19 protein-coding genes and 1 riboswitch are annotated in these 22624 nt (G+C 33.0%); of the genes, 16 read left to right on the top strand and 3 right to left on the bottom strand.

Annotated elements, in window-relative coordinates; genetic code table 11:
- Nucleotides 1-3 precede the first annotated feature (3 nt).
- Nucleotides 4-510: a thiol peroxidase gene (gene tpx, locus FYJ71_RS05150; protein WP_154537753.1), complete on the bottom strand. Its 507-nt coding sequence runs from the start codon at nucleotides 508-510 to the stop codon at nucleotides 4-6.
- Nucleotides 511-834: 324 nt separating this feature from the next.
- Here tpx and FYJ71_RS05145 point away from each other — a divergent pair, with 324 nt between their 5' ends.
- From FYJ71_RS05145 to FYJ71_RS05095, 11 genes are all read left to right on the top strand, one after another.
- A complete protein-coding gene (locus tag FYJ71_RS05145) occupies nucleotides 835-1668 on the top strand; it encodes a deoxyribonuclease IV (protein WP_154537752.1) in 834 nt (277 codons plus the stop codon).
- Nucleotides 1669-1986: 318 nt separating this feature from the next.
- Nucleotides 1987-2577, top strand: a complete 591-nt coding sequence (locus tag FYJ71_RS05140; protein WP_154537751.1) for an HMA2 domain-containing protein — start codon at nucleotides 1987-1989, stop codon at nucleotides 2575-2577.
- 70 nt (nucleotides 2578-2647) lie between these two features.
- Nucleotides 2648-3031, top strand: a complete 384-nt coding sequence (locus tag FYJ71_RS05135; RefSeq protein WP_154537750.1) for an HMA2 domain-containing protein — start codon at nucleotides 2648-2650, stop codon at nucleotides 3029-3031.
- Nucleotides 3032-3167: 136 nt separating this feature from the next.
- Nucleotides 3168-5378: a heavy metal translocating P-type ATPase gene (locus FYJ71_RS05130; RefSeq protein ID WP_277087988.1), complete on the top strand. Its 2211-nt coding sequence runs from the start codon at nucleotides 3168-3170 to the stop codon at nucleotides 5376-5378.
- 2 nt (nucleotides 5379-5380) lie between these two features.
- Entirely contained in the window at nucleotides 5381-6163 is a 783-nt protein-coding gene (locus tag FYJ71_RS05125; RefSeq protein WP_154537748.1) for a hypothetical protein, read from the top strand.
- A 264-nt stretch (nucleotides 6164-6427) separates the two neighbouring features.
- Nucleotides 6428-6694, top strand: coding sequence for a hypothetical protein (locus tag FYJ71_RS05120; protein ID WP_154537747.1), 267 nt, complete (start codon nucleotides 6428-6430; stop codon nucleotides 6692-6694).
- A gap of 84 nt (nucleotides 6695-6778) precedes the next feature.
- Nucleotides 6779-6892, top strand: a riboswitch (FMN riboswitch).
- 220 nt (nucleotides 6893-7112) lie between these two features.
- Nucleotides 7113-8210, top strand: a complete 1098-nt coding sequence (gene ribD / locus FYJ71_RS05115; protein ID WP_207707219.1) for a bifunctional diaminohydroxyphosphoribosylaminopyrimidine deaminase/5-amino-6-(5-phosphoribosylamino)uracil reductase RibD — start codon at nucleotides 7113-7115, stop codon at nucleotides 8208-8210.
- Complete coding sequence (locus FYJ71_RS05110; RefSeq protein ID WP_154537746.1) at nucleotides 8195-8851, top strand: riboflavin synthase; 657 nt, start codon at nucleotides 8195-8197, stop codon at nucleotides 8849-8851. Before ribD ends, FYJ71_RS05110 begins: the two co-directional genes overlap by 16 nt.
- A 116-nt stretch (nucleotides 8852-8967) precedes the next feature.
- Nucleotides 8968-10179, top strand: a complete 1212-nt coding sequence (locus tag FYJ71_RS05105) for a bifunctional 3,4-dihydroxy-2-butanone-4-phosphate synthase/GTP cyclohydrolase II (RefSeq protein ID WP_154537745.1) — start codon at nucleotides 8968-8970, stop codon at nucleotides 10177-10179.
- Between the two features lie 37 nt (nucleotides 10180-10216).
- Nucleotides 10217-10684: a 6,7-dimethyl-8-ribityllumazine synthase gene (gene ribH, locus FYJ71_RS05100; protein ID WP_154537744.1), complete on the top strand. Its 468-nt coding sequence runs from the start codon at nucleotides 10217-10219 to the stop codon at nucleotides 10682-10684.
- Nucleotides 10685-11276: 592 nt separating this feature from the next.
- Nucleotides 11277-13472, top strand: coding sequence for a pilin N-terminal domain-containing protein (locus FYJ71_RS05095; RefSeq protein ID WP_195836899.1), 2196 nt, complete (start codon nucleotides 11277-11279; stop codon nucleotides 13470-13472).
- Nucleotides 13473-13608: 136 nt separating this feature from the next.
- On the opposite strand, the gene FYJ71_RS05090 is transcribed toward FYJ71_RS05095, so the two are convergent.
- The gene (locus tag FYJ71_RS05090; RefSeq protein ID WP_195836898.1) at nucleotides 13609-14349 is read right to left on the bottom strand and encodes a PepSY domain-containing protein; all 741 of its coding nucleotides are present in this window, start codon (nucleotides 14347-14349) and stop codon (nucleotides 13609-13611) included.
- 276 nt (nucleotides 14350-14625) lie between these two features.
- On the opposite strand from FYJ71_RS05090, the gene FYJ71_RS05085 reads away from it, so the two are divergent.
- On the top strand, nucleotides 14626-15294 hold the full coding sequence (locus FYJ71_RS05085) for a response regulator transcription factor (RefSeq protein ID WP_154537741.1): 669 nt from the start codon (nucleotides 14626-14628) through the stop codon (nucleotides 15292-15294).
- A gap of 224 nt (nucleotides 15295-15518) precedes the next feature.
- Here FYJ71_RS05085 and alr read toward each other — a convergent pair whose 3' ends face one another.
- The gene (gene alr / locus FYJ71_RS05080) at nucleotides 15519-16685 is read right to left on the bottom strand and encodes an alanine racemase (RefSeq protein ID WP_154537740.1); all 1167 of its coding nucleotides are present in this window, start codon (nucleotides 16683-16685) and stop codon (nucleotides 15519-15521) included.
- A 309-nt stretch (nucleotides 16686-16994) separates the two neighbouring features.
- On the opposite strand from alr, the gene FYJ71_RS05075 reads away from it, so the two are divergent.
- From FYJ71_RS05075 to brnQ, 4 genes are all read left to right on the top strand, one after another.
- On the top strand, nucleotides 16995-18308 hold the full coding sequence (locus tag FYJ71_RS05075; RefSeq protein ID WP_154537739.1) for an aminotransferase class III-fold pyridoxal phosphate-dependent enzyme: 1314 nt from the start codon (nucleotides 16995-16997) through the stop codon (nucleotides 18306-18308).
- Nucleotides 18309-18410: 102 nt separating this feature from the next.
- A complete protein-coding gene (locus tag FYJ71_RS05070; RefSeq protein WP_154537738.1) occupies nucleotides 18411-19523 on the top strand; it encodes a YkvI family membrane protein in 1113 nt (370 codons plus the stop codon).
- Nucleotides 19524-19529: 6 nt separating this feature from the next.
- On the top strand, nucleotides 19530-20627 hold the full coding sequence (locus FYJ71_RS05065) for an aminotransferase class I/II-fold pyridoxal phosphate-dependent enzyme (RefSeq protein WP_154537737.1): 1098 nt from the start codon (nucleotides 19530-19532) through the stop codon (nucleotides 20625-20627).
- A gap of 557 nt (nucleotides 20628-21184) precedes the next feature.
- Nucleotides 21185-22480, top strand: coding sequence for a branched-chain amino acid transport system II carrier protein (gene brnQ / locus FYJ71_RS05060; RefSeq protein ID WP_154537736.1), 1296 nt, complete (start codon nucleotides 21185-21187; stop codon nucleotides 22478-22480).
- Nucleotides 22481-22624 lie beyond the last annotated feature (144 nt).

Here is a 22624-nt window from a genome sequence, read left to right as displayed (position 1 = left end):
TTATTATAATGATTTTACAGCTTCTAATGCTTTGTCATAGTCTGGATGATTAGTTACCTCTGACACATATTCTACATATTTAACTGTGTCATCTTTATCTATAACAACGATACCTCTGTTTAATAATCTAAACTCGTCGATTAAGAATCCATAGTTTAAACCAAATGAAGTGTCCTTGTAGTCAGATACTACTACTGCATTTTCTATTCCCTTATCTCCGCAGAATCTTGCTTGAGCGAAAGGTAGGTCGCAACTTATTGTTATTATTGCTACATCATCTAAAGCAGAAGCTTCTTTGTTAAATCTGATTGTCTGAAGTTCACAAACACCTGTATCAACAGATGGAACAACACTTATCAATTTGATTTTGCCTTTTACATCTTCCAAAGTGAAAGGTGATAAATCACTTTTTAAACATACGAAGTCAGGAGCTTTATCTCCAACCTTTACTTCCTTGCCTACCAATGTTACAGGATTACCTGCGAATGTTGTTACTGATCTCTTTTCCATTTTTTACCTCCGAATTACTTATATATATTATTAATTTGATACAATTAAATTAAGCCTTATGTTATATTCATACCCATTGTATATGTCAATAATCATAAATAAACAAAATATCAAGATAATTTATTTTAGAAATATAACTGAAAAAATATTACTGAAAAATAAAATGCTTTGGCGAGTTTTTTTAAAACTAACATCAAAAAGTTAATTTGGATAAATATTATTTGGGTATTTCATATATAGATATTAAACTAATAATAACAAATATGTGATAAACTAGAGATTAGTAAACTGAAAAATAAAAAGGAATAAAGGTGAGGTATAAGTATGATAAAAATAGGTTCACATCTTTCCATATCGAAGGGATATCTGAATATGGCGAAAGAGGCAACAAAAATGAATGCAAATACTTTTGCATTTTTTACTAGAAATCCCAGAGGTGGAAGTGCTAGAAAGCTTGATTTAGACGATATAGAGAGATTCAATGAATATTTAAAGGAAAATAAATTTGAAAAACTGGTTGCACACGCTCCATATACGATGAATTTGGCGAGTTCTGATGAAAAGACTAGGGAATTTGCAAGGATGGCTATGAAAGAAGATATTGAGAGGATGGAATTGATACCGAATAATTATTACAATTTTCATCCAGGAAGTCATGTGAAGCAGGGCGCAGAAAAAGGCATAGAACTGATTGCCGAGCTTTTAAATGAGGTGATTTTTGAAGCTATGACTACTACGATTTTGCTTGAAACGATGGCAGGCAAAGGAACAGAAGTCGGAAGGTCGTTTGAAGAGCTGAAGCAAATTATCGACAAGGTGAAGCTCAAGGATAAAATAGGTGTTTGTTTGGATACTTGTCATGTGAGTGATGGTGGATATGATATCACAAATGATTTGGACTTTGTGTTATCTGAGTTTGATAGGATTATAGGTATTGACAAATTGAAAGCCCTACATTTAAACGACAGTAAAAATCCTCTTGGAGCACACAAGGATAGACACGAAAAAATAGGCGACGGATATTTGGGAATCGAAACGTTTAAAAAAATAGTAAACCATCCGTATTTAAAGACTCTTCCAATGATTTTAGAGACACCAAATGATTTCGATGGATATAAAGAGGAAATAGAAATTTTAAGGGGGCTTGAAGAACTATAGATAGCTATTTAAAAGGTATATCGAAGAACTATAGATAGCTATTTAAAGGGTATATTGAAGAACAGTAGATTGATATTTAAACTGCGAGGTGATATTTAAATATCCAGGATTTATTGAAAAATAGTCATTCTTTAACGATATGCAATATGAAAATCAATATCAATAAATAATTATTCAAATGAGAATTTAAAAACATTGAAAATTCATATAAAAATCAAAAATATATATTGCAATTGATAATAAAAGTGGTATAATATTATTTAATGATACGGTTTATATTCAATCGAATAATAAACGAAGGTGAAGGGAGGAGATATTTTGTTAGCGAGAAGAAGATTTATATTTTGGGGGCTTTTATTAGCGAGTTCGGTACTTACGAATTCAAAGGATATAAAAAATGTAAACTCCTTAAAAAAGAGAATTAATAGTTTAAGTATTCCATCATTTAAAAATGTAATAGAAGTCAGGAGTGCTATAGATGGAAGAGTGAGATTTTACATTCCGGTATTGAAATCAAATCATAATCTAGCCAATAATTTTATTACACAGATTAAGCAGATTCCTTTGATAAAAAAGTGTGAGATTAATACGTTGACAGGAAGTGCTTTATTTGAATATGATGAGAAAAATCTGGACATTCAAACACTAGAAGGTGCTGTGATAAAGTTGCTTGAGCTTGACAAAATAATAAATGGAGACAAGGAATCATCAATCGAAAAGGAAATCAAGAATATATCGCAAGCAGTAAATAATGGGATATATGATTACACAAACGGAAAGTTAAACTCTAAAACGCTGATTTTAATAGCGTTGGTTGTTGGTGCATTTTATCAAATAAGAAGAAATGGATGTGCTATTAGACCAGATTATCTGACATTGCTGTGGTGGTCTAGGTCAATACTCGGCTAACTAGAATACTGAAATAGCTGTGTGGATTTAGGTCAGTACATGACTAACTAAAATAATTGTGGAGGTAAAAATGCTGAATATTAAAGCATCGTTTTTAAAGCTGCTATTCAAATTTGAGGTTGTATCGGATTTGCCTGGTAGATTAAGGTTAAAGGTAAATAACTACAAAAGACTGCCAAAGGAATCGGTTGAATACCAAAATTACGGGATTGAGGCGATAAAAAAACTAGACGGGATAAAAAATGTGAATTTTAACTTTGTCATCGGTACTATTTTGATAGAGTATGACAAAACAAAGGTCGATTCAAAAACGATAATTAATTGGCTTGAATTGATAAAGAAGCTTGCAGTCGAAAACGAAAGGCTAATCAATGATCTATCAGAAAAATCTGAAGAGGAAGCAAGAGATATTGTTTTTAAAATACTTGATATTAACCTTGCAAATATAAAGTAAAACTATATAATTTTTCTTGATTTTGCTGTATAATTGATAGTAATTAATGATATCTAATATTAAATTGAAATAGTAATCAATATTTTGAATTATATTTCGTTTGGTAAAATTTTATTTCATTGAAGGGAGGTATTGTGTGATTCAATTGGGAAATAAGGTATTTTCACTAAAAGGCAAGGTGCTTTTCAATATTAGTGGAAGAATTAGAATTAAATATCAAGGTATAAGGTATATTAGTGATGAATTTGATACTCTGCTTAGAGAAATTAGCGATATTTATTATGTAGAGCAAGTACAGATAAATTCTGTTACAGAGACGATTTTGATAAAATATAATGAGTTCGATTCAATTGATATGATTTCGGAAATTTTGGAGAGTGTGGATCATATTGTAGATAAATTCTCCTTAGATATTTACAAAAACTACATTGAGCAGAAAAAAAACGAGTCAAATGAGAAATATGATTCGGAAAATGAATCTTCCAAAAAACTATTGGCTAGACTTGTCGTAAATGGTGCTGTGATTCTTGGAACGAAGTTACTTAGTCCGTTAAATTCGCCACTTGTAAATAGACCGGTGTACGATAAGTTTACAACGCTTCCGGCGATAACGAGCTTGGCGCTGACTTCTCCACTTTTTAGGACCTCTTGGGACGGGCTTGTCGAGACAAAGAGACCAAATGCAGACTTTTTGACTGTTACATCTATAATTGCGAGTTTGCTGCTTGGTAACAGCACATCAGCTCTTACTATTATCGCATTGTCAGATATAGCTGAATTTATGACGGCATACACAGTTGAGAGAACTAGAAATTCAATAAAGAATCTACTTAGTTTGGAACAGGATGTCACTTGGAAGCTAAATGAAGATGGAAATATAGAAAAATGTAGTGTAGATAGATTGAAAAAAGACGATAGAGTTGTAATTCACACTGGAGAAAAAATTTGTGTTGATGGTGAGGTTATAGATGGAGAGGCGATTGTCGATCTGAGCTCTGTTTCAGGTGAATATATGCCTGTTATCAAGAAATCAAAGGATAAGGTATATGCTGGCGGAATAATAAAAAATGGAACCATTACTGTCAAGGCTGAAAAAGTCGGAGATGATACTGTGATATCGAGAATAATAAATCTTGTTGAAAACAGTGCGACTCAACAGGCTCCAATACAGAAATATGCGGATAAGTTTTCAAATTATCTAGTTCCGTTGAATCTAATACTAAGTGCCGTTGTGTATGGAGTCACAAAAAGCACTACAAAGGCATTAAATATGCTTGTGATAGACTATTCTTGTGGAATTAAATTATCAACGGCAACTGCTTTTTCTGCTTCGATTAATACTGCGGTGAAAAATGGAGTATTGATAAAGGGTGGTGCCTTTATAGAACAGTTAACTCTTTCAGATACGATAGTTCTCGACAAGACAGGAACAATAACTGAAGGAAAACCAAGAATAAAGGATGTATATCTTGCCAACGATAATTATACTGAAAAACAAATTGTAGAGCTGGCGTGTGCAGCAGAGGTGTCATCGTCGCATCCGTTGTCACATTGTGTGCTTGAATATGGGAAATTATTGGGTGTTAAAACGCCAAGACATGGTGCAATAGAAGCTGTCGTAGGAAGAGGAACGTATACGACTGTTAAAGGAAAAATCGTAAGAGTCGGAAATCTGAAATTTATGACAGAGAATGGAATAAATCCTGATAGAGGTGCAATTGAGTTTGCTGAAGGTGTTACACCGATATTTATATCATATGGTGATGAGTTTTTAGGTGTGCTTGGTGCTTATGATAAACCGAGAAAAAATATAAAAAGATCTATTAATATGATGAGATCAAACGGAATAAACGAAGTGATGATATTGACTGGCGATATGAGAAAGCAAGCTATGGAGGTTGCCAACAAGGTTAATGCCGATAGCTATAAGGCTGAGCTGTTGCCAGAAGATAAGGCAGATCAAATTCTAAAGATGAAAGCTGATGGTACTGGAGTAATCATGGTCGGCGATGGAATAAATGACGCTCCGGCGTTGTCATATGCCAATGTTGGAATATCCTTGGGAAGCAAATCAACTGATGTTGCGATTGAAACCTCAGATATTGTCATAAACTCTGATAACCCATTGATGATACCAAAGGTAATGGAGCTATCTGGGGCTACAATGGATATCGTGAAACAGAACTTTGCACTTGTTATAGGAATCAATACTATAGGTCTTGTATTGGGAGCTACAAGTAATATATCAGTATTTTTAAGTGCTGTTATGCATAATATGAGTACCATTTTTGTAGTTGGTAACTCTTGTAGGTTGCTGTTTAATGCGTCATTAAAAGGGGTGAATTAGATATGGCAGAAAAATGCTATTGCAGAAATTATGTAAATGTTGATGTCATATTTTCAATTCCTGGAAGAATAAGGATGAGATTGGGTAGAGATCCTGTAAATGCATCAAAGCTTCTCAAAAAACTTAAAGCTGACGGATTGATAAAAAAAGGTTGCTTTAATAGTGTTTCTCATACTGTTGTTGTAGAATATGAAAATAAAGATGATTTTGAATTAGATAATTTACTTATGATATTTTGTGGTTTGTATTCCAAAGACATCAATGTTAGAAATATTAAGCTAAACTACAGATCATCAAGAAACAATGAGCTTAGCTATAGTGCTATATTATCCTTGGGATTTATCATACTTGATTTAGGCACAACTTTTTTAGGAGTCGGCTCGGGATTATCGAGATATAAAAGCTTTATAAGATGGTGTGCATTTGGTACAACGTTGGGAGCAATATTTGAGCATGGATATAAGGAATTGAGTGAAAATGGAGCCTTTGATCCAGAAGTAATGTCGATTATGTATTTGGTAAATTCTATTCACAAAGAAACTACTGCTGCTTCTGATGGCACAGTTACTACTAGTATATATTCACCGACTATAGCATGGTTTTTGACCTTTGGAAGACATATACTTGCAAGAAAAAATAAATCAACTGTACTTAGTACCGTTGTAAGAAATGACGATATAAAAGTCATTGAAGAATCTAGTAAGACATTTTTTGTGAATCAGTTCCTAGGCTCGTGTTTGGATGTGTATCAAAATGTAAGTGTAAGGAAGAGTATACTTAGATAATATAAGCAAAAAATAAAAGCATAGAGCATATAAAAAAGCATAATGTGTATAAAAAAGCATAAAGCATATAAAAAAAGCATAATGTGTATAAAAAGCATAAAGCATATAAAAAAAGCATAATGTATATAAAAAAACATAGAGCATATAAAAAAGTATAAAGCATATAAAATAGAAGTATGTTTATATATGCAAATATAAGAATGTATAAAAAGTTATGATGATAGTAAAAGAAAAATAATTATTTGTTAAAATTAGGAGGTTATTATGAATTTTTTAAATCAGAGAACAGAGCTTATTAAAGGTGTGGCAATCGGTGTAGGAGTATGTGTTGTTGGTTATGTGGCATACAAGAAAAATGAAGATGCTGTAAATTCATTCCTAAACAATCATGGATTCAACATTGAATCAGGAAATAACACAGATTTTTATTCAATGTCATTAGAAAAATTGATGGAAACAAAGGAAACTATTGAAGATATAATAGCTGAAAAAGACTTAAATGGCGTTACAATAGTATCTACTGAAGCGTAGTATAAATTTTTGAGAAAATCTTTGAATATTTCTTGTTGACAATTTGTGAAGCTATATGTTAATCTATAGTTGTTAATTAAATATTATTTTCTTCAGGGCAGGGTGTGATTCCCTACCGGCGGTAAAGCCCGCGAGCGTTATGCATGATTTGGTGAAATTCCAAAGCCGACAGTATAGTCTGGATGAGAGAAGAGATTTTGTATTGTTTATTTGTGCTCTGAAATGTTGTCATTTCAGAGCATTTTTATATATCATACACAGATTGAAAGTTATAAACATCTTGGAATTGAGATTGGAAACTGTTTTCCAAAATGTTTCGGTGATTTCTACGTATGAATAATAAACAAATAAATTTGTAAGATTTGTCCTGAACATTTGTTCAGGATTTTTTTATTTTAGTTATTTTGGGGGTGATAAATTGGACGAGAAATTTATGAAAATTGCACTTGAGATGGCAGAAAAAGGTATTGGAAAAGTCAATCCCAATCCGTTGGTAGGTGCCGTAATTGTAAAAGACAATCGAATAATTGGAAAGGGTTACCATAAAACGTATGGTGGATTGCACGCCGAAAGAGAAGCACTCAAAAGCTGCTTTGAAAATCCCTCAGGGGCAACCATGTATGTTACATTGGAACCATGCTGCCATTATGGGAAAACACCTCCATGTGTAGATGCAATTATCGAAAACGGAATATCGAGGGTAGTTGTAGGAATTAGGGATCCAAATCCTTTGGTAGGCGGAAAGGGTATCGATAAGCTGAGAAAAAATGGGATTGCTGTTGTAGAAGGTGTATTAGAAGCTGAGTGTAGAAGTCTAAATACAATTTTCTTTCATTACATAAAAACGAAAACGCCCTATATAACTCTTAAATATGCAATGACTATTGATGGTAAAATTGCTACAAAGACTGGTGCTTCAAGGTGGATTAGTGGAGAAGATTCAAGAATTAACGTTCATACAGATAGAAATACGTACTCTGCCATAATGGTGGGTTTAAATACTGTGATATCAGATGATCCTTTGCTAAATTGTCGTTTAGAGCAAGGCAACGATCCTATCAGAATAATATGTGATACTAATTTAAAAACTCCTCTAGATTCAAAAATTGTTAAAACATCTGTGGATAATAAGACAATAATTGTAACAAAATCACATGACGAGAAATTGATAAAGCTTTATGAGGATTGTGGGTGTGATGTTTTAGTTCAAGAGTCCTTGGATAATGACAGAATAGATTTGCGAAATCTAGTGCAGGAGCTTGGGAGTAGAGGTATTGACAGCATATTATTAGAGGGTGGTTCAACCCTTGCATGGTCGGCATTAGAAGCAGGCATAGTGGATAAGGTACAGGCATATATATCACCCAAAATATTTGGAGGGATTGCAAAAACACCAGTTGCTGGAAAAGGAATAGATTTTCCAGACAATGCAATAAGGCTTTCAAAACCAAAGGTAAGGTATTTTGGGGAAGATATTTTACTAGAAAGCGAGGTGCTAAAATGTTTACCGGAATAGTTGAAGAAATAGGAAAAATTAGCCAGGTCACTAGAGGGGTGAATTCACAAAAACTAACTATTAGAGCAGAAAAAATAATGGATGATATGAAATTGGGCGATAGTATAGCAGTAAATGGAATTTGTCTAACTGTTACAGAGTTCTGTAACGATAGCTTTACCGTGGATGTTATGCACGAAACACTAAACAACACGTCGTTACTAGGTGTATCTATAGGTAAAAGAGTAAATTTGGAAAGGGCAATGCAACTCAATGGACGGTTCGGAGGTCATATTGTGTCAGGCCATATTGACGGTGTCGGTCTTATAGCTGATATAAAAAAAGACGATATAGCTTTCAGATACAGAATCTCTTGTGAAAAACATCTGTTGAAATACATAGTGAAAAAGGGCTCGATAACGATTGATGGTATCAGTCTTACAGTCGCAAACTTGTACGAAGACTCGTTTGAGGTATCAATCATACCGCATACGTCAAAAAACACGATATTAAACGAGAAGAAAATAGGAGATATTGTAAACTTGGAAAATGACTGTATTGGGAAATATGTGGAGAGATTGATAAATTTTGATGATAATAAATACGAGGTAAAGAAAAATAGTGGTATTACCGAGGAATTCTTGTTGAAAAATGGATTTTGAGAAATATTATGTATAAAAAATATTTAAAAAATTTTATGGAATGTAATGTAGTTTAATAAAACATACCATGAAACAATTGAAAAAATAACAAATAATATTGAAAGGTGGATATAAATATGTTTAAATTTAACAGTATCGAAGAGGTAGTTGAAGATTTAAGAGAAGGCAAAATAATCCTTGTTACAGATGACGAAAACAGAGAAAATGAGGGAGATTTCATATGTGCGGCCGAGTTTGCGACGACTGAAAACGTAAATTTTATGGCGACATATGGAAAAGGATTGATATGTATGCCGATGAGTAGGGAATATGCCTTAAAACTTAATTTGCCACAAATGGTTACGACAAATACTGATAATCATGAAACCGCTTTTACGGTGTCAATCGATCATATTGATACGACAACTGGTATATCTGCTGTCGAAAGAGGTGTGACTGCTAGAGCTTGTGTTGATGATGAAGCAAAGGCTTCTGATTTTAGAAGACCTGGTCATATGTTTCCTCTGACAGCGAAGAAAAATGGTGTACTAGAGCGAAACGGTCACACGGAGGCTACTGTTGATTTATTAAGAATAGCCGGACTAAAGGAAGTTGGTCTTTGTTGCGAAATAATGAAGGACGATGGAACGATGATGAGAAAGAGTGAGTTGATAGAGCTTGCGAAACAGTGGAATATCAAGTTCACGACGATTAAAGAGCTTCAATCGTATAGAAAGAAAAATGAAAAGCTGGTTAATTGTGAGATCGATGTCGAAATGCCGACAAAGTATGGAAGCTTTAGAGCATTTGGATACGTCAATAGATTAAATGGGGAACATCACGTAGCTCTTGTAAAAGGAGATATAGGTGACGGAAAAAATATTCTGTGTAGAGTTCATTCAGAATGCCTAACTGGGGATGTATTTGGCTCATTGAGATGCGATTGTGGAGATCAATTTAAGTCGGCAATGAAACAGATAGAGGAAGAAGGACGAGGCATATTGCTTTATATGCGTCAAGAAGGGCGAGGTATAGGGCTAATAAATAAATTAAAGGCTTATAAATTGCAGGAGCAAGGCATGGATACGCTTGATGCGAACCTTGCTTTGGGATTTGAAGGCGATATGAGAGAGTATTATATCGGTGCACAAATATTGAAGGATCTTGGAGTAAAAACAATGAGATTACTTACTAATAACCCAGATAAAATATATCAATTGTCAGATTTTGGAATAGAAATAATAGATAGAGTACCAATCGAAATAAATGCAAATGAGTATGATAAGAAATATTTATTGACAAAAAAGGATAAGATGGGGCATATTTTGTCCGTTGTAGGAAACGACTAAAACAAGTATAGGTGTCAAATAAATTGGAGGTAGAAGAATGAAAATATATGAAGGTAAGTTAGTGGCAGATGGTGTAAAAATAGGTATTGTAGCAGGACGATTTAATGAGTTTATAACATCCAAGCTTATTTCGGGTGCCTTGGATGGATTGAAAAGACATAATGTAGATGAAGATAGCATCGAGATTGCATGGGTACCGGGTGCATTTGAAATACCACTAGTAGCATCAGAAATGGCAAGAAGTAAAAAATATGATGCCATAATTTGTCTGGGCGCAGTGATAAGAGGAAACACATCACATTATGACTACGTGTGCAATGAGGTTTCAAAGGGAATAGCACACGTTTCATTGGATACTGGTATACCGGTTATGTTCGGTGTGGTAACTACAGAAAATATCGAGCAGGCAATTGAAAGAGCAGGTACTAAATCTGGAAATAAGGGTTATGATGTTGCTGTTGGCGCAATTGAGATGATAAATTTGGTAAAAGAAATTAAAAGATAACTAGAAAGACAAATAATTGAATATCGGCAATAAAACAGAATAAAAAATAAAAATTGCTCCCTGTATTGAATGTAAATATCAGCACAGGGGGCTTTTTTTACTTGCAAATAAATTATAAAGATATTTTAAAAGAATTTTAAAGAAAATATAAAATTTTGTCGCTTTAAATTTTAAAAAAATAAAAAAATTTTACGATTAATAAAAAAAGTTTATAAAGAAATGAAAGCGAAAAACAAGTGAAATTAAAGTAAATCTATTAAAAAAATTATAATTTAAATATATACATTATTTTCGTTAAATATTATATGATTAAAGAAGTATAATATTATGCATAAAAAGTTGACAATATTAGAATGAAATGATAATATATAGTAGAAAATTTAGTCATTTTTAATTTTTATAATTAAACACATAAAATATTTTATATACTGATTTCTAACTATTTTTTGTTTGTTAATTAGTTTAGAATATGCTAGAAGATAAAACCTAATTTTAAATATTAGGTTTATCATAGATTTTAAAATAAATGGAATTTTATATTTTATTCCAGAGCGCATTATGTTATGCAAAAAAAATTAAAAAGGAGAAGAATATGCGTACAATTAAAAAAATCTTATCGAGTATGCTAGCGTTAGCTATGCTAGTGGGAGTATTTGCTCCATATACAGCATTTGCTGAAGATGCATTGACATCAAAAGAAGCCAATGCTGTTACAAAAACAGTCACATTACACAAATTAGTGATGACGAAAGAGGAACTTGCAGCGTGGGATTCCGACAAAGTTGAAAAAGGTGGGTATGATGGTACACAGGATTTGAAGGGACTAAATGCAATTCAAAAATCTGTTTTTAGCAGAAGTGGAGACATAAAAGAAGTTGCAAAGGTATTTTTTGCAATAAAGTTTGCGGGTGATTATGGTAAAACACCAGAAGAAATAGCTAAGAGGGGTAGATATGTCAAGGCACTTGATAGTGATAAATTATCTCCTTCAAATGGGCTTGAAGCAACAGATAATATTGAAGAAGCAATGGGTGGTCTTACAACTGAATCAGGAATAAAATTCAATACAAGTTTACTTAAAGGAAATTTTGAAATATTCGAAATAAGAGAAAAGTCAACTTATGTTGGTGAGAATGGTGAAACTTTGGCAAATTCTAAAGCGGTTCCAGTTAAAATAACACTTCCGCTTGTAAATAATAATGGAACAGTTTTAGACGCTCATGTATATCCGAAAAATACTGAAGACAAACCTTTAATTGACAAAAATTTTGCAAAACAGTTAGAAAGTGAAAATCCAGACTTCTATAAAAATTTTACAGAAGAAATGAAAAAATCGATCGGTGCTGATTATAGTAAGTATGATAAAGAAAAATTAACTGTTAGTCAGACTGTAGGAACAAAAATACCTTATGAAGTAAAAACAAAAGTTAATGCTAATACAGAATATGCGAAACTAGTTTGGAAAGATAGTATGACAAATGGTTTAACTTTTAATAATGATTTAAAGATAGTTACAGATAATGGCATTGATTTAGCGTTAAATACTGATTATAAAATCACTTCAGATAGTAGAGGTTTTGTATTGTCACTTACTCAAGAAGGTCTTAAAAAAGTAAAAGATATTACAAAACCGGCAGTTGGTACTGGTAAAGACGTTGAATTTACACTTACATACTCTGCTACGTTAAATGGTACAGCAATAGTGGACAATCCAGAAAAAAATGACATTTATCTTGAGTATGGAAACAAACCAGATAAAGAAGTTGAAGAAAATCCTGTTACGCCATCAAATGGAGAACTTAGTGTTACTAAAAACTGGTCAGACAATAATGCTCCTCAAGGTGTATCAGCAACTTATTCATTAAAGAAAGATAATCAAAACATGGCATCTGTAACGTTAGACAGTACAATAACAAGTGGAACTTTTGATTTAGGAAATGGAATAAAATTTGTTGTCAGTGGGGCCTTTTCTGGTAGATTTATTGGACTAGGAGGAGATACTAATGGATGGACAATATCTGAACGTGTAGCTGGGTATTCTCCTGAATATTCAAAAAATAATGCTGGTGGAACTGTAACAATTACAAATAAAAAAGATACTGATAATCCTCCGCCACTTAATCCAACTGAACCAAAAGTTCTAACAGGTGGAAAGAAATTTGTAAAAACTGACAACTCAGAGAGTCCTGTTAGATTGGCTGGTGCGAAATTTGTTGTGAAGAATGAAAATGGCAAGTATTTAGCATCAAAATCTGATAAAGAAATCACGTTGGAACAAACAGCATTGGAAAAAGCCAAAACAGAATTGGATGATGCAGTAAAAGCATATAATAATAGAACTGATGATTCAAGTTTAGAACAATTAAAGCAAACTGTGACTGATAAACAAAGTGCTTATAATGAAGCCGTTCGTAAAGCATCTATAAAATATGAATGGGTTAGTGATGCAACTGATAAAAATACAATTATTCTTGTATCTAATAAAGATGGGCAATTTGAAGTTAATGGTTTAAGTTATGGTCACTATAAGCTTGAGGAAATTGAAGCACCAAAAGGTTTCGCGAAAATAGAAGATATCGAATTCTTGGTATCAACAAAGGGTGAAAATTCTGTAATGGATATTAACTATAAACTTGATGATGGAAGTAATAATGCTCAGAAGGTTGTAAATAAAAAAGTTACTATCCCACAAACAGGTGGTATAGGTACAATAATCTTTACTGTAGCAGGTCTTGCACTAATGTTAGGTGCAGCATATGCAATAAAGAAAAATAGAGAAGAAGCATAGTATTTTATTCTCAATAAATTTAATTATTATTTCAAGTAAACGTGATTATAAATAAGCCTTGTGAATAATAAATTATAATGAGTAGGTTGAAAATCAACCTACTCATTTTTTAATACTGATTTCAATTAATCAGAAATTATTCAGTTTGTGCTTCGTCTGTTGCTGATTGCTCAGTATTCGTTGATTTGTTTTCTGAGTTCACTGAATTCTGTGTGGCATTGTTATTTGACTGTGAGTCACTGTTTTTGTTTTTTCTTGTTCTATTTTTTTCAGCCCTATCAGAATCTGTTTCCGTCTGATTTGATATTATCGAACCTGTGTTGGCATCAATCTTCACTGCGTATTTTACATTATCCTTTGTAACTATTATTTTATATCTCGGTTGGTTGTCTTTATTCTTAAAGAATATTTTTTCTACGGTACTACCAGATACTGCTTCCTGAGCTATTTTTTGTGCCTGCTCTTTAGTGACTTTTACATTTGCCTGAGCAATTTTTTCGTCCAAAGATAATTTTGATTTGTTTCCTTGCCCGTTTCTGCTACCTTTACGTTTCTTACCTTCTGTTCCACTATTTGTTGTGCTAGACTTGGTTGATTTAGTTGAATCTTCAGTGTTGCTACTTGATGTGCTTGAACCATTTCTTGATTTTTTGTTATTTGTTGAATTAGCCGAACTCTTAGAGCTTGAACTATCAGTTGAATTGGAATTATTCGTTGTACTAGAGCTATTTGTGGCACTTGAAGTGACTGATGTACTGCTAGAATCGGTTGTCTGTGCTTGATCTGCAAATGATGGTATGTTTGATGCTGCAAGCATACCAACCAATGCTAATGCGATTATTGAACTATTTTTTACATTATTTTTCTTCATTTTCATAATATTTGATCCTCCATTCATTTTCAAACTATTTTAAGCTAATCGATATATTATGTATAAAAATCAGCTTGTAGGATTATTATATTTCTGAAAGATGAATGTAAAATGAATAAGGTAAAAAAATATTGAAAAATGTAAAACAATGTGAAAAACAGTGCAAAAAAGTGAATAAAATTGTGAAGGAAAAATTCGAAAATGCGGAGGATACAATAATGAAAATTCATAAGACTGTTTATAGAAGGTGAATTATTGATATCGTGATGGGTAGGTGATAATATGAAGGTGCTAATTGTTGAAAGCGAAAAAAGATTAAATAATGTTATAAATAGGTATTTGAAAAATGAAGGTTATGGTGTAGATTCGGCTTTCGATGGAGAGGAAGCTTTAGACTATTTAGAGGTAGGAAGCTACGATGCCATCATTACAGATATGAGAATTTCTAAAATCAATGGATATCAGCTCGTGAAAAATATGAGGGATAATAATATTAACACACCGATTTTGATGCTATCCTCTAGAGATTCTATAGAAGATAAGGTTAGGGGGTTAAATATTGGAGCTGATGATGTTATAGTCAAGCCGTTTGAATTTGAAGAATTAATAGCGAGAATTAGAGCTATCGTAAGAAGACAATATGGTAATACCTCAAATGTGCTATCTGTAAAGAATATCTCATTGGATATGTCTGAAAAGAGCGTTAAAAAAGGGAATAAAGCTATTGAATTGACAGGTAAAGAATATGAGGTTTTTGAATATTTAATGCAGAATAAAGGAAAGGTAATCAGCAAAGAGCAGATATTGGAACATCTATGGGGATTTGACTATCTAGGTGGATCAAATATTGTAGAAGTATTGGTTAAAAATATCAGAAAGAAAATCAGTCCGAATGATTCTACAAGTATTATTCAAACTAAAAGAGGATTGGGCTACGTTATTAGAGATTAATCGGAAGCATGGTTAATGATTAATGTGAAATATGATTAGAGGTGAATTTGAATCATAGTCGGATATTTAGTTGAAAAATATAAAAATATCTGACTATATCCTTTAGATTGGTCTTGAATAAAAAATGGAGGTTGTTCATTCGTCTTCATACGTAGAGAATGTACACCTCCATTTATAAGGGCTACCCCCATGGATCAGCCTTTATTAAAAAATATTATTTAATATTATTTCAGTATATAGTCGATGATATTACAGATTTCTCCGTCTTTTTTGTATATTCTTGGAACTCTCCTATTAATATTGCATAGGATTTCATGCTCTATTGTGTCACAGCTGTTTGCTATTTCTGTGACAGAAATCAATCCCTCTCCAAATAAAACAACATCATCGTTTATTTTGACATCCATGTCCATTGGTACTCGTACCATGCATTGATCCATGCAGATTCTACCAACTATCGGGCATTTTTCTCCATTTATATATACAAAAGGTTTTTTTCTGCCTCTAAGGAAACCATCTGCATATCCTACAGCGATGCTCGCAATTTTTTCTTGGTTGGTAGTAAAATAAGTTCTTCCATAACTAATTGACGTACCAGGATCTAATATCTTTACATTGGTAACCTTTGCTTTAAAAGACATAACCGGCTTAACATCTACTGTTTTATTCACCTCGTCTGACGGATAGATTCCATATTGAATAATTCCCGGTCTAACCATATCAAATTCAACATCTGTATCAAGTATTTCTGCACTGTTTGAGCAGTGGCGTATTCCAACGTCCAAGCCATTTTTCTGTAACATATCTATCACATTCTCAAATCGTTTCAACTGAATTCTTTCAAACTCCTTGTTTTTTGAGTCCGATGTTGAGAAGTGTGTGAATATGCCCTCGATTTTTACATTTGGCAACTCGCTGATATATTTAACGTCTTTTAATATTTTTTCATAATTTTTTTCAAGAGCTAAAAATCCCAATCTTGACATTCCAGTATCTATTTTTATATGAACCTTGGCAATTTTATTAATTTTTGAAGCCACTTCATTTAATTTTTCTGCTGTTTCTACATCGAATATAGTTGAGGAAATATTACCGTCGATGATATTTTCATAATCATTGGGATTTGTAAAGCCTAGGTTTAAGATTGGAAGATTTATGCCATTCTCTCTCAATTCTAACCCCTCAGAGCTTCTGGCAACAGCTAAAAAATCAGCCCCAAGGCTTTCATAAAGCTTGGACATTTCTACAGAACCATGGCCGTATCCATTAGCTTTGACCACCATACACATTTTGGTGTCCTTCGACAGCTTATTTCTTAGCCCCTCATAATTGTATTTTAGTGCATCCAAATCAATTTCAACCCAATTTGCGCTTGTAATTACTCTGTCCATGTTATACCTCCAATATAAAAAACTGCAGTAGATGCAGTCTTAGTTTTTCTAAATTATAACACAAAATTTTCAAATAATACATATATTTTAGAAAATTTTATAGAAAAATTGAAAAAATCAGAAAATTAATAATGATATAATATGATTTTTAATTTTAATCAAGTAATATAATCTATATCAATCTATTTTTATAATTTAATTAATAAAAAATTATAATAAATTGACATTATTTAAATTATCGAAATATATTGACAATTTTGAAATATTATTATATACTATCGCTTAAATAAATTTTTAAGGAGGTGCGAAATGAGTTTAGATAATAAAGTTATTCAGAGTAAAAATGACAAATTTGTAGCAAAAACACAGCAAATACCGTATAGTCCTGTTGCTTTCGAAAAAGGGGAGGGGGCTGTTTTGTTTGATCATGATGGTAAAAAATACATTGATTTTTTATCTAGTGCGTGCTCTGCAAATTTAGGTCATGGAAACAAGGAAATAGCCGACGCTGTGAGAGATCAAATGTACAATATCACTCAATATACTTTTGCATATTTTAATACGGAGCCGCCTGTTTTGTTGGCTGAGGAGCTGGCAAAATTGCCGACTGGTGCGAGTGATAATAAAGTTCTGTTCAGTGCGACTGGTTCTGCGGCTATAGATTCCGCAATAAAAATATCTAGGGGGTTTACAGGTAGGACAAAATTGATTTCAATGATTGGTGCATATCACGGTAGCACATTTGGTGCCTTATCGCTATCAGCATTGAGTATTAACATGAGGAAATCCCTTGGACCACTAGTTCCCGAAGTTTATCACTTTAGATATCCGGATTCAGAACATAGTTGGCAAGAATGTATCGATGAGATGAAGGATGCATTTAATCATTATCTTCCAGCAGATGAAGTTGCAGCTATTTTTATAGAACCTGTGGCTGGTGATATGGGATTGGTAATACCGCCAAAGGAATGGATTCAAGAGCTGAGAAATATTTGCGATGAGCATGGTATATTACTTGTCAGTGATGAAATTCAGCTAGGGCTTTGTAGAACTGGAAAGTGGTTTGCGTTGGATAATTTTGATGTCAAGGCTGATTTATATGTCTTGGGTAAATCAGTTGGTGGTGGATTACCACTTGGTGCGGTTGTTGGTAGACAAGAAATAATGGATAAGCTTGATGCCCCAGCTCATGTATTTACTTTGGCTGGAAATACGACTGTCTGCGTTTCTGCACTAAAAAGCCTTGAAATATTAAAGAGAATTGATGCAAATAAACTGTCTGTTGAAAAGGGACAATATCTTGAAAGAAAAATCGAGAATTTAAGAGAAAGGTTCCCGTTTATAGGAGAAATTAGAGGTCTTGGTTTGAGCATTGGTGTTGACATAATCAATCCTGAAACAAAAGAGAAGGATCCTACAGCGACAGCAAAGATTTGCTATGAATGCTTCAAAAGAGGGTTGATTCTGATATTTATCAACCAGTCGACTTTGAGGGTTCAACCTCCATTAGTAATCGAATATGAGCAGATAGATGAGGCTGTGAAGATACTTGAAGAGGTAATGGAAGATTTTAGTAATGGAAAGATAAGTGATGATGTTTTAAGTGAAATAAAAGGATGGTAACTAAAAAAGTATGGTTGCTAAAAAAGTGTGATTGCTAAAAAAGTATGATTGCTAAAAAAGCATGGTAACTTAAAGATAAAGCATGGTAATTGGAGGTTCTTTATGAAAAAAGATTACAGTATAAATAAAATAATGGTTTTTGCAGGCTCGTATGTCGCAACAATCATCGGTTCGGGGTTTGCAACAGGTCAAGAAATAATGCAATTCTTTTCTTTTTACGGTTTGGCTGGATTGATGGGAGCAGTTGTGTCGTTGATAATTTTCGCTTTTCTTGGAGCTGAATCTCTTGAGAGAGGTAGACTTGTAAAGCCAAAGGACTCTATGAAGATATATACATTATATACTGGTAAGTATGTAGGAAAGTTTTTGGATTATTTTGTTCCGTTTTTCCTTTTTGGAGTGTTCGTGGTAATGATATCAGGCGCCGGTGCGACGCTTTCCGAATATTATGGTTTAAATCCGTATATAGGTAGAGTGGGTATGGCTATAATATCACTTGTTAGCGTATTCTTTGGCTTGGATAAGTTATCTGGAATATTGGGGAAAATAGGTCCGATTATAATAGTGTTCACAATTTTCGTTGGTGTTGTAGGATTAGTTAATAATTTTCAGTATATACCGGAATCAATAGAGTTTTTAAAGACAGCTCAGCTTAGTAAGCCAGCTCCAAATGCGATATTTTCAGGGGTTCTGTATGCCGCATACAACGTAATTATCATTATAGGTTTCTTGGCTAGCTTGGGAGGTACTACTGAAAATAGAAAAGATGCCATTTTAGGTGGCTTATTAGGTGCTTTTTCGTTGATGTTGGCAGCAACAGTAATGTTTTTGGCGATATTCTCACGTGCAGAGGTACTGTTTGCAAAATCTATTCCGACGCTTGTTATTGCAGATGGAATAAGTCCTATAGTTGGAAAAGTATTTTCTATTGTATTGATAATGGGAATTTACTCGACAGCAGCGCCACTTCTATGGCAATGCTCTAACAGATTCTCAGAAGATGGTAGCAAAAAATTTAAGGTAAGTGCAGTCATTATAACAGTGTTGGGTCTATTGGGCGGTTTATTGCCATTTGATAAGCTTGTCGGTACTATTTATCCTTATACTGGATATTTAGGTATTGTTGTAATATTGATGGTATGCTTTAAGGTATTTTCTTTGAAAAAAAGTGGCAAAACTGGTAAGGATGAAATGGAAAAGATAGAATCTAGGTGATAAAAAATGTATGGTATTAATGAGCGATTGATAAATCTAGTAAGGAATGACTATTCAGAGCATTTGTCTGAAAAGCCGTTTAAATTGGACTGTTCTTTGGGCGAAAATCCTTTTGGAAGCTATGATGGATTGGATGTCAGTAAAGAGGAGTTGTTGGATTTTTCTTCGTACCCACATTCTGAGGATTTGGTGGTAAACGAAGTTGTAAAGAAATTTTCTAGCATTGCCGATATAGATACAAGCATGGTAGCTGTTTCGTGTGGATCAATGGGAGTTCTGATGGGAATCAATAGAATGTTACTTAGCGTAGGAAAGAAGATAATCGGCATTGCACCTCAATTTTCAGCTATTATCGATGATTTCAACACATATGGTGCTGAGTATATTCCGGTATATCTGAGGAAAGAAAATAACTATAGGTTTGATTTGAAGGATTTCTTGTATTGCGTTGAGAACAATCCAAATTCTTATATATACATAGATAACCCAAACAATCCAACTGGTCAAACCATAGATTTGGAACAGCTTGAGAAAATAGTGAAAGCTGCAAAGAATGTTAATAGCTTGGTATGTATTGATGAGGCATACGGAGATTATATGGAAGTGAAAAACTCCGCAGTTTCTATATTGAAAAGCTACGATAATTTAGTAGTCGTGAGAAGCTTGTCAAAAGGTCTTGGAGCTGCAGGTATCAGAATTGGTGTATTGATAGCAAACAAAGCCATTGTCGATGTGTTTAAAAAAGTAAATATACCTTTTTCAACTACATCTATTGGAAATATATTAGGTTCAAGGATAATCAATTCGGGCTGGGAGGAAAAAGTTAAGATTATTGCGTCAGAGGTAAAGAATAAGCTGAGGCTTTCTCTTAAAAATATAAAAATGTCTTGCACAAACTTTAATGTTCCAATTTGCATGTACTATGTTGATGATGAAAGCATAGATTTAGAGGCGTTATTTATTGATGCAGGGATGAGAGTGGTCAGCTGTTCAGGATATTATGGAACGTCGATTAATGCTGTTAGGATTAATCTAAACAAGGATTATGAGGAAATGATCAGGATAATGCTAGAAGTAGATAAAAAAGTTGGGTCTGAATTATAAGAGACTCGAATAAAAGGCATACCCACATTCTACGTATATGAATGTAGGGTATGTCTTTTTTTATTTTTTGTTAAATTAACAAAAAATATTGTTTTATGTTTATATAGTTAGTATTCATAAAAAAATGGATTATATAATTTATTAGAAATTATTTTTAGCATAACAAGTGTTAAATTACTAACTAAAGATTGAAAAAACGAAATATTCCGAAATTATAAAGAATATTAGTAAAACAGCAAAAAAATAGATTTTTTAAAAGAAACACTCTTATTTGTAGGTTGTATTTAACAGAAAAACAAAAAATGCATTAGTTAATAATTATATGTTCCACAGATAAAAAAAGGTTGAAATATACAAAAAATACAGATATTGCTATATTTAATTAAGGAAAATATTGGAGTGAATTTAAAAATATTTTTTTAACAATAAAAATATAATATGATTATTTTAGCTTGACAACTTAAAAAAATAAAATTATAATATGATTGTAAGTTATAAAATTAGTTATAGTTAAGTATTTTATCAACATGATAAAATAAATTAAAGGAGGAAAAAATATGAGCAACAAAAGTAGTTTAAAGGACATCTTTACGTTTGGTTTTGCCTTATTTGCGATGTTCTTTGGTGCAGGTAACTTGATATTCCCACCATATTTGGGGATAATAGCAGGTCCACAGTGGTTTACTGCATTTGCAGGGTTTACGTTTGCCGATGCTGGTCTTGCACTTTTAGCGGTAATTGCAATTGCATATTGTCGTGGTGAAATAATGGAATTATTTGGTAGAATAGGAAGAGTTCCTGCAATATTATTAAGTTTTGCAGACATAATGTGTGTTGGTCCGTTGTTAGTTATACCTAGAACTGGTGCGACAACATATGAAATGGGTATAATGCCTATTTTTGGAGAAGGTTTGCCAATCGTGATTGTAGTAGTTATATTCTTCGCATTGACTTATATACTTACTGTTAGACCTTCAAAGGTTATCGATATAGTTGGGCAGGTTCTTACTCCATTCTTGATTGTGGCTTTATCAATAATTATCATAAAGGGAGTTGTATCTCCTTTGGGTCAGCCAACAGCAACTCCAATGATTGATGAAGTGTTCAAGAGAGGTATTATGGATGGTTACCAAACTATGGACTGTTTCGTTTCTATAGCAGTTGGTTCAGTTCTTATGCTAACTCTTTCAAATAAAGGTTACACTGAGCCAAAGCAACAGATATCTGTACTTATCAAAGCTGGTTTGATCGCTTGTGTGGGCTTGGGATTAATATACGGTGGTTTGACTTACTTAGGTTCAACAGTGTCAACTGTATACGACGAAAGTGTAAAGCAATCACAGGTTATAGTAAATATTACTCAAATGTTGTTAGGAAACACTGGAAAGATAGTATTGGCAATAGCAGTTTCTCTTGCTTGTCTTACTACTTCAATTGGTCTTACTTCTGCAACTGCGGAATACTTATCAATGCTTTCTAAGAATAAGGTTAGCTATGCTAAGTGTGTGTTGTTCGTTTGTATATTTGCAGCAGCAGCAGCTACAATGGGTGTTAGTGGACTTGTTAAGATTGCAAACCCAATATTGACAATAGTATATCCACCTTCAATTGTTCTAATAGTATTGGTATTCTTCAAAGAAAAAATTAAAAGTGACATGGTGTACAAATTTGCAGCAGGTATGTCTGTAATAATATCAACAATGACATTATTATCAACAAAAGTACCAGCTTTTGGATTTGTAAATAGCTTACCATTAGCAAGCTTTGGATTTAACTGGATGGTTCCTACTATCATAGCTGGTGTATTAGGATTTATATTCAAAGGTAAATCAAAGGACGTTGCAAACGCATAGTAAATACGCATAATATCAATTAGTTTTATTGAATATTAACTTTAACTAGATTTATAATAAGTCGTAAATAAAATTAATTAAATAATAAAACAGAGGCTTGGTTTTCAAGCCTCTGTTTTATTATTTATAACTAAAAATCGGAAT

The organism is Peptostreptococcus porci (assembly GCF_009695815.1).
GTDB lineage: Bacteria > Bacillota > Clostridia > Peptostreptococcales > Peptostreptococcaceae > Peptostreptococcus > Peptostreptococcus porci.
Note: the sequence above shows the minus strand (reverse complement) of the source record. Positions and strands in the feature narration are given on the sequence as shown.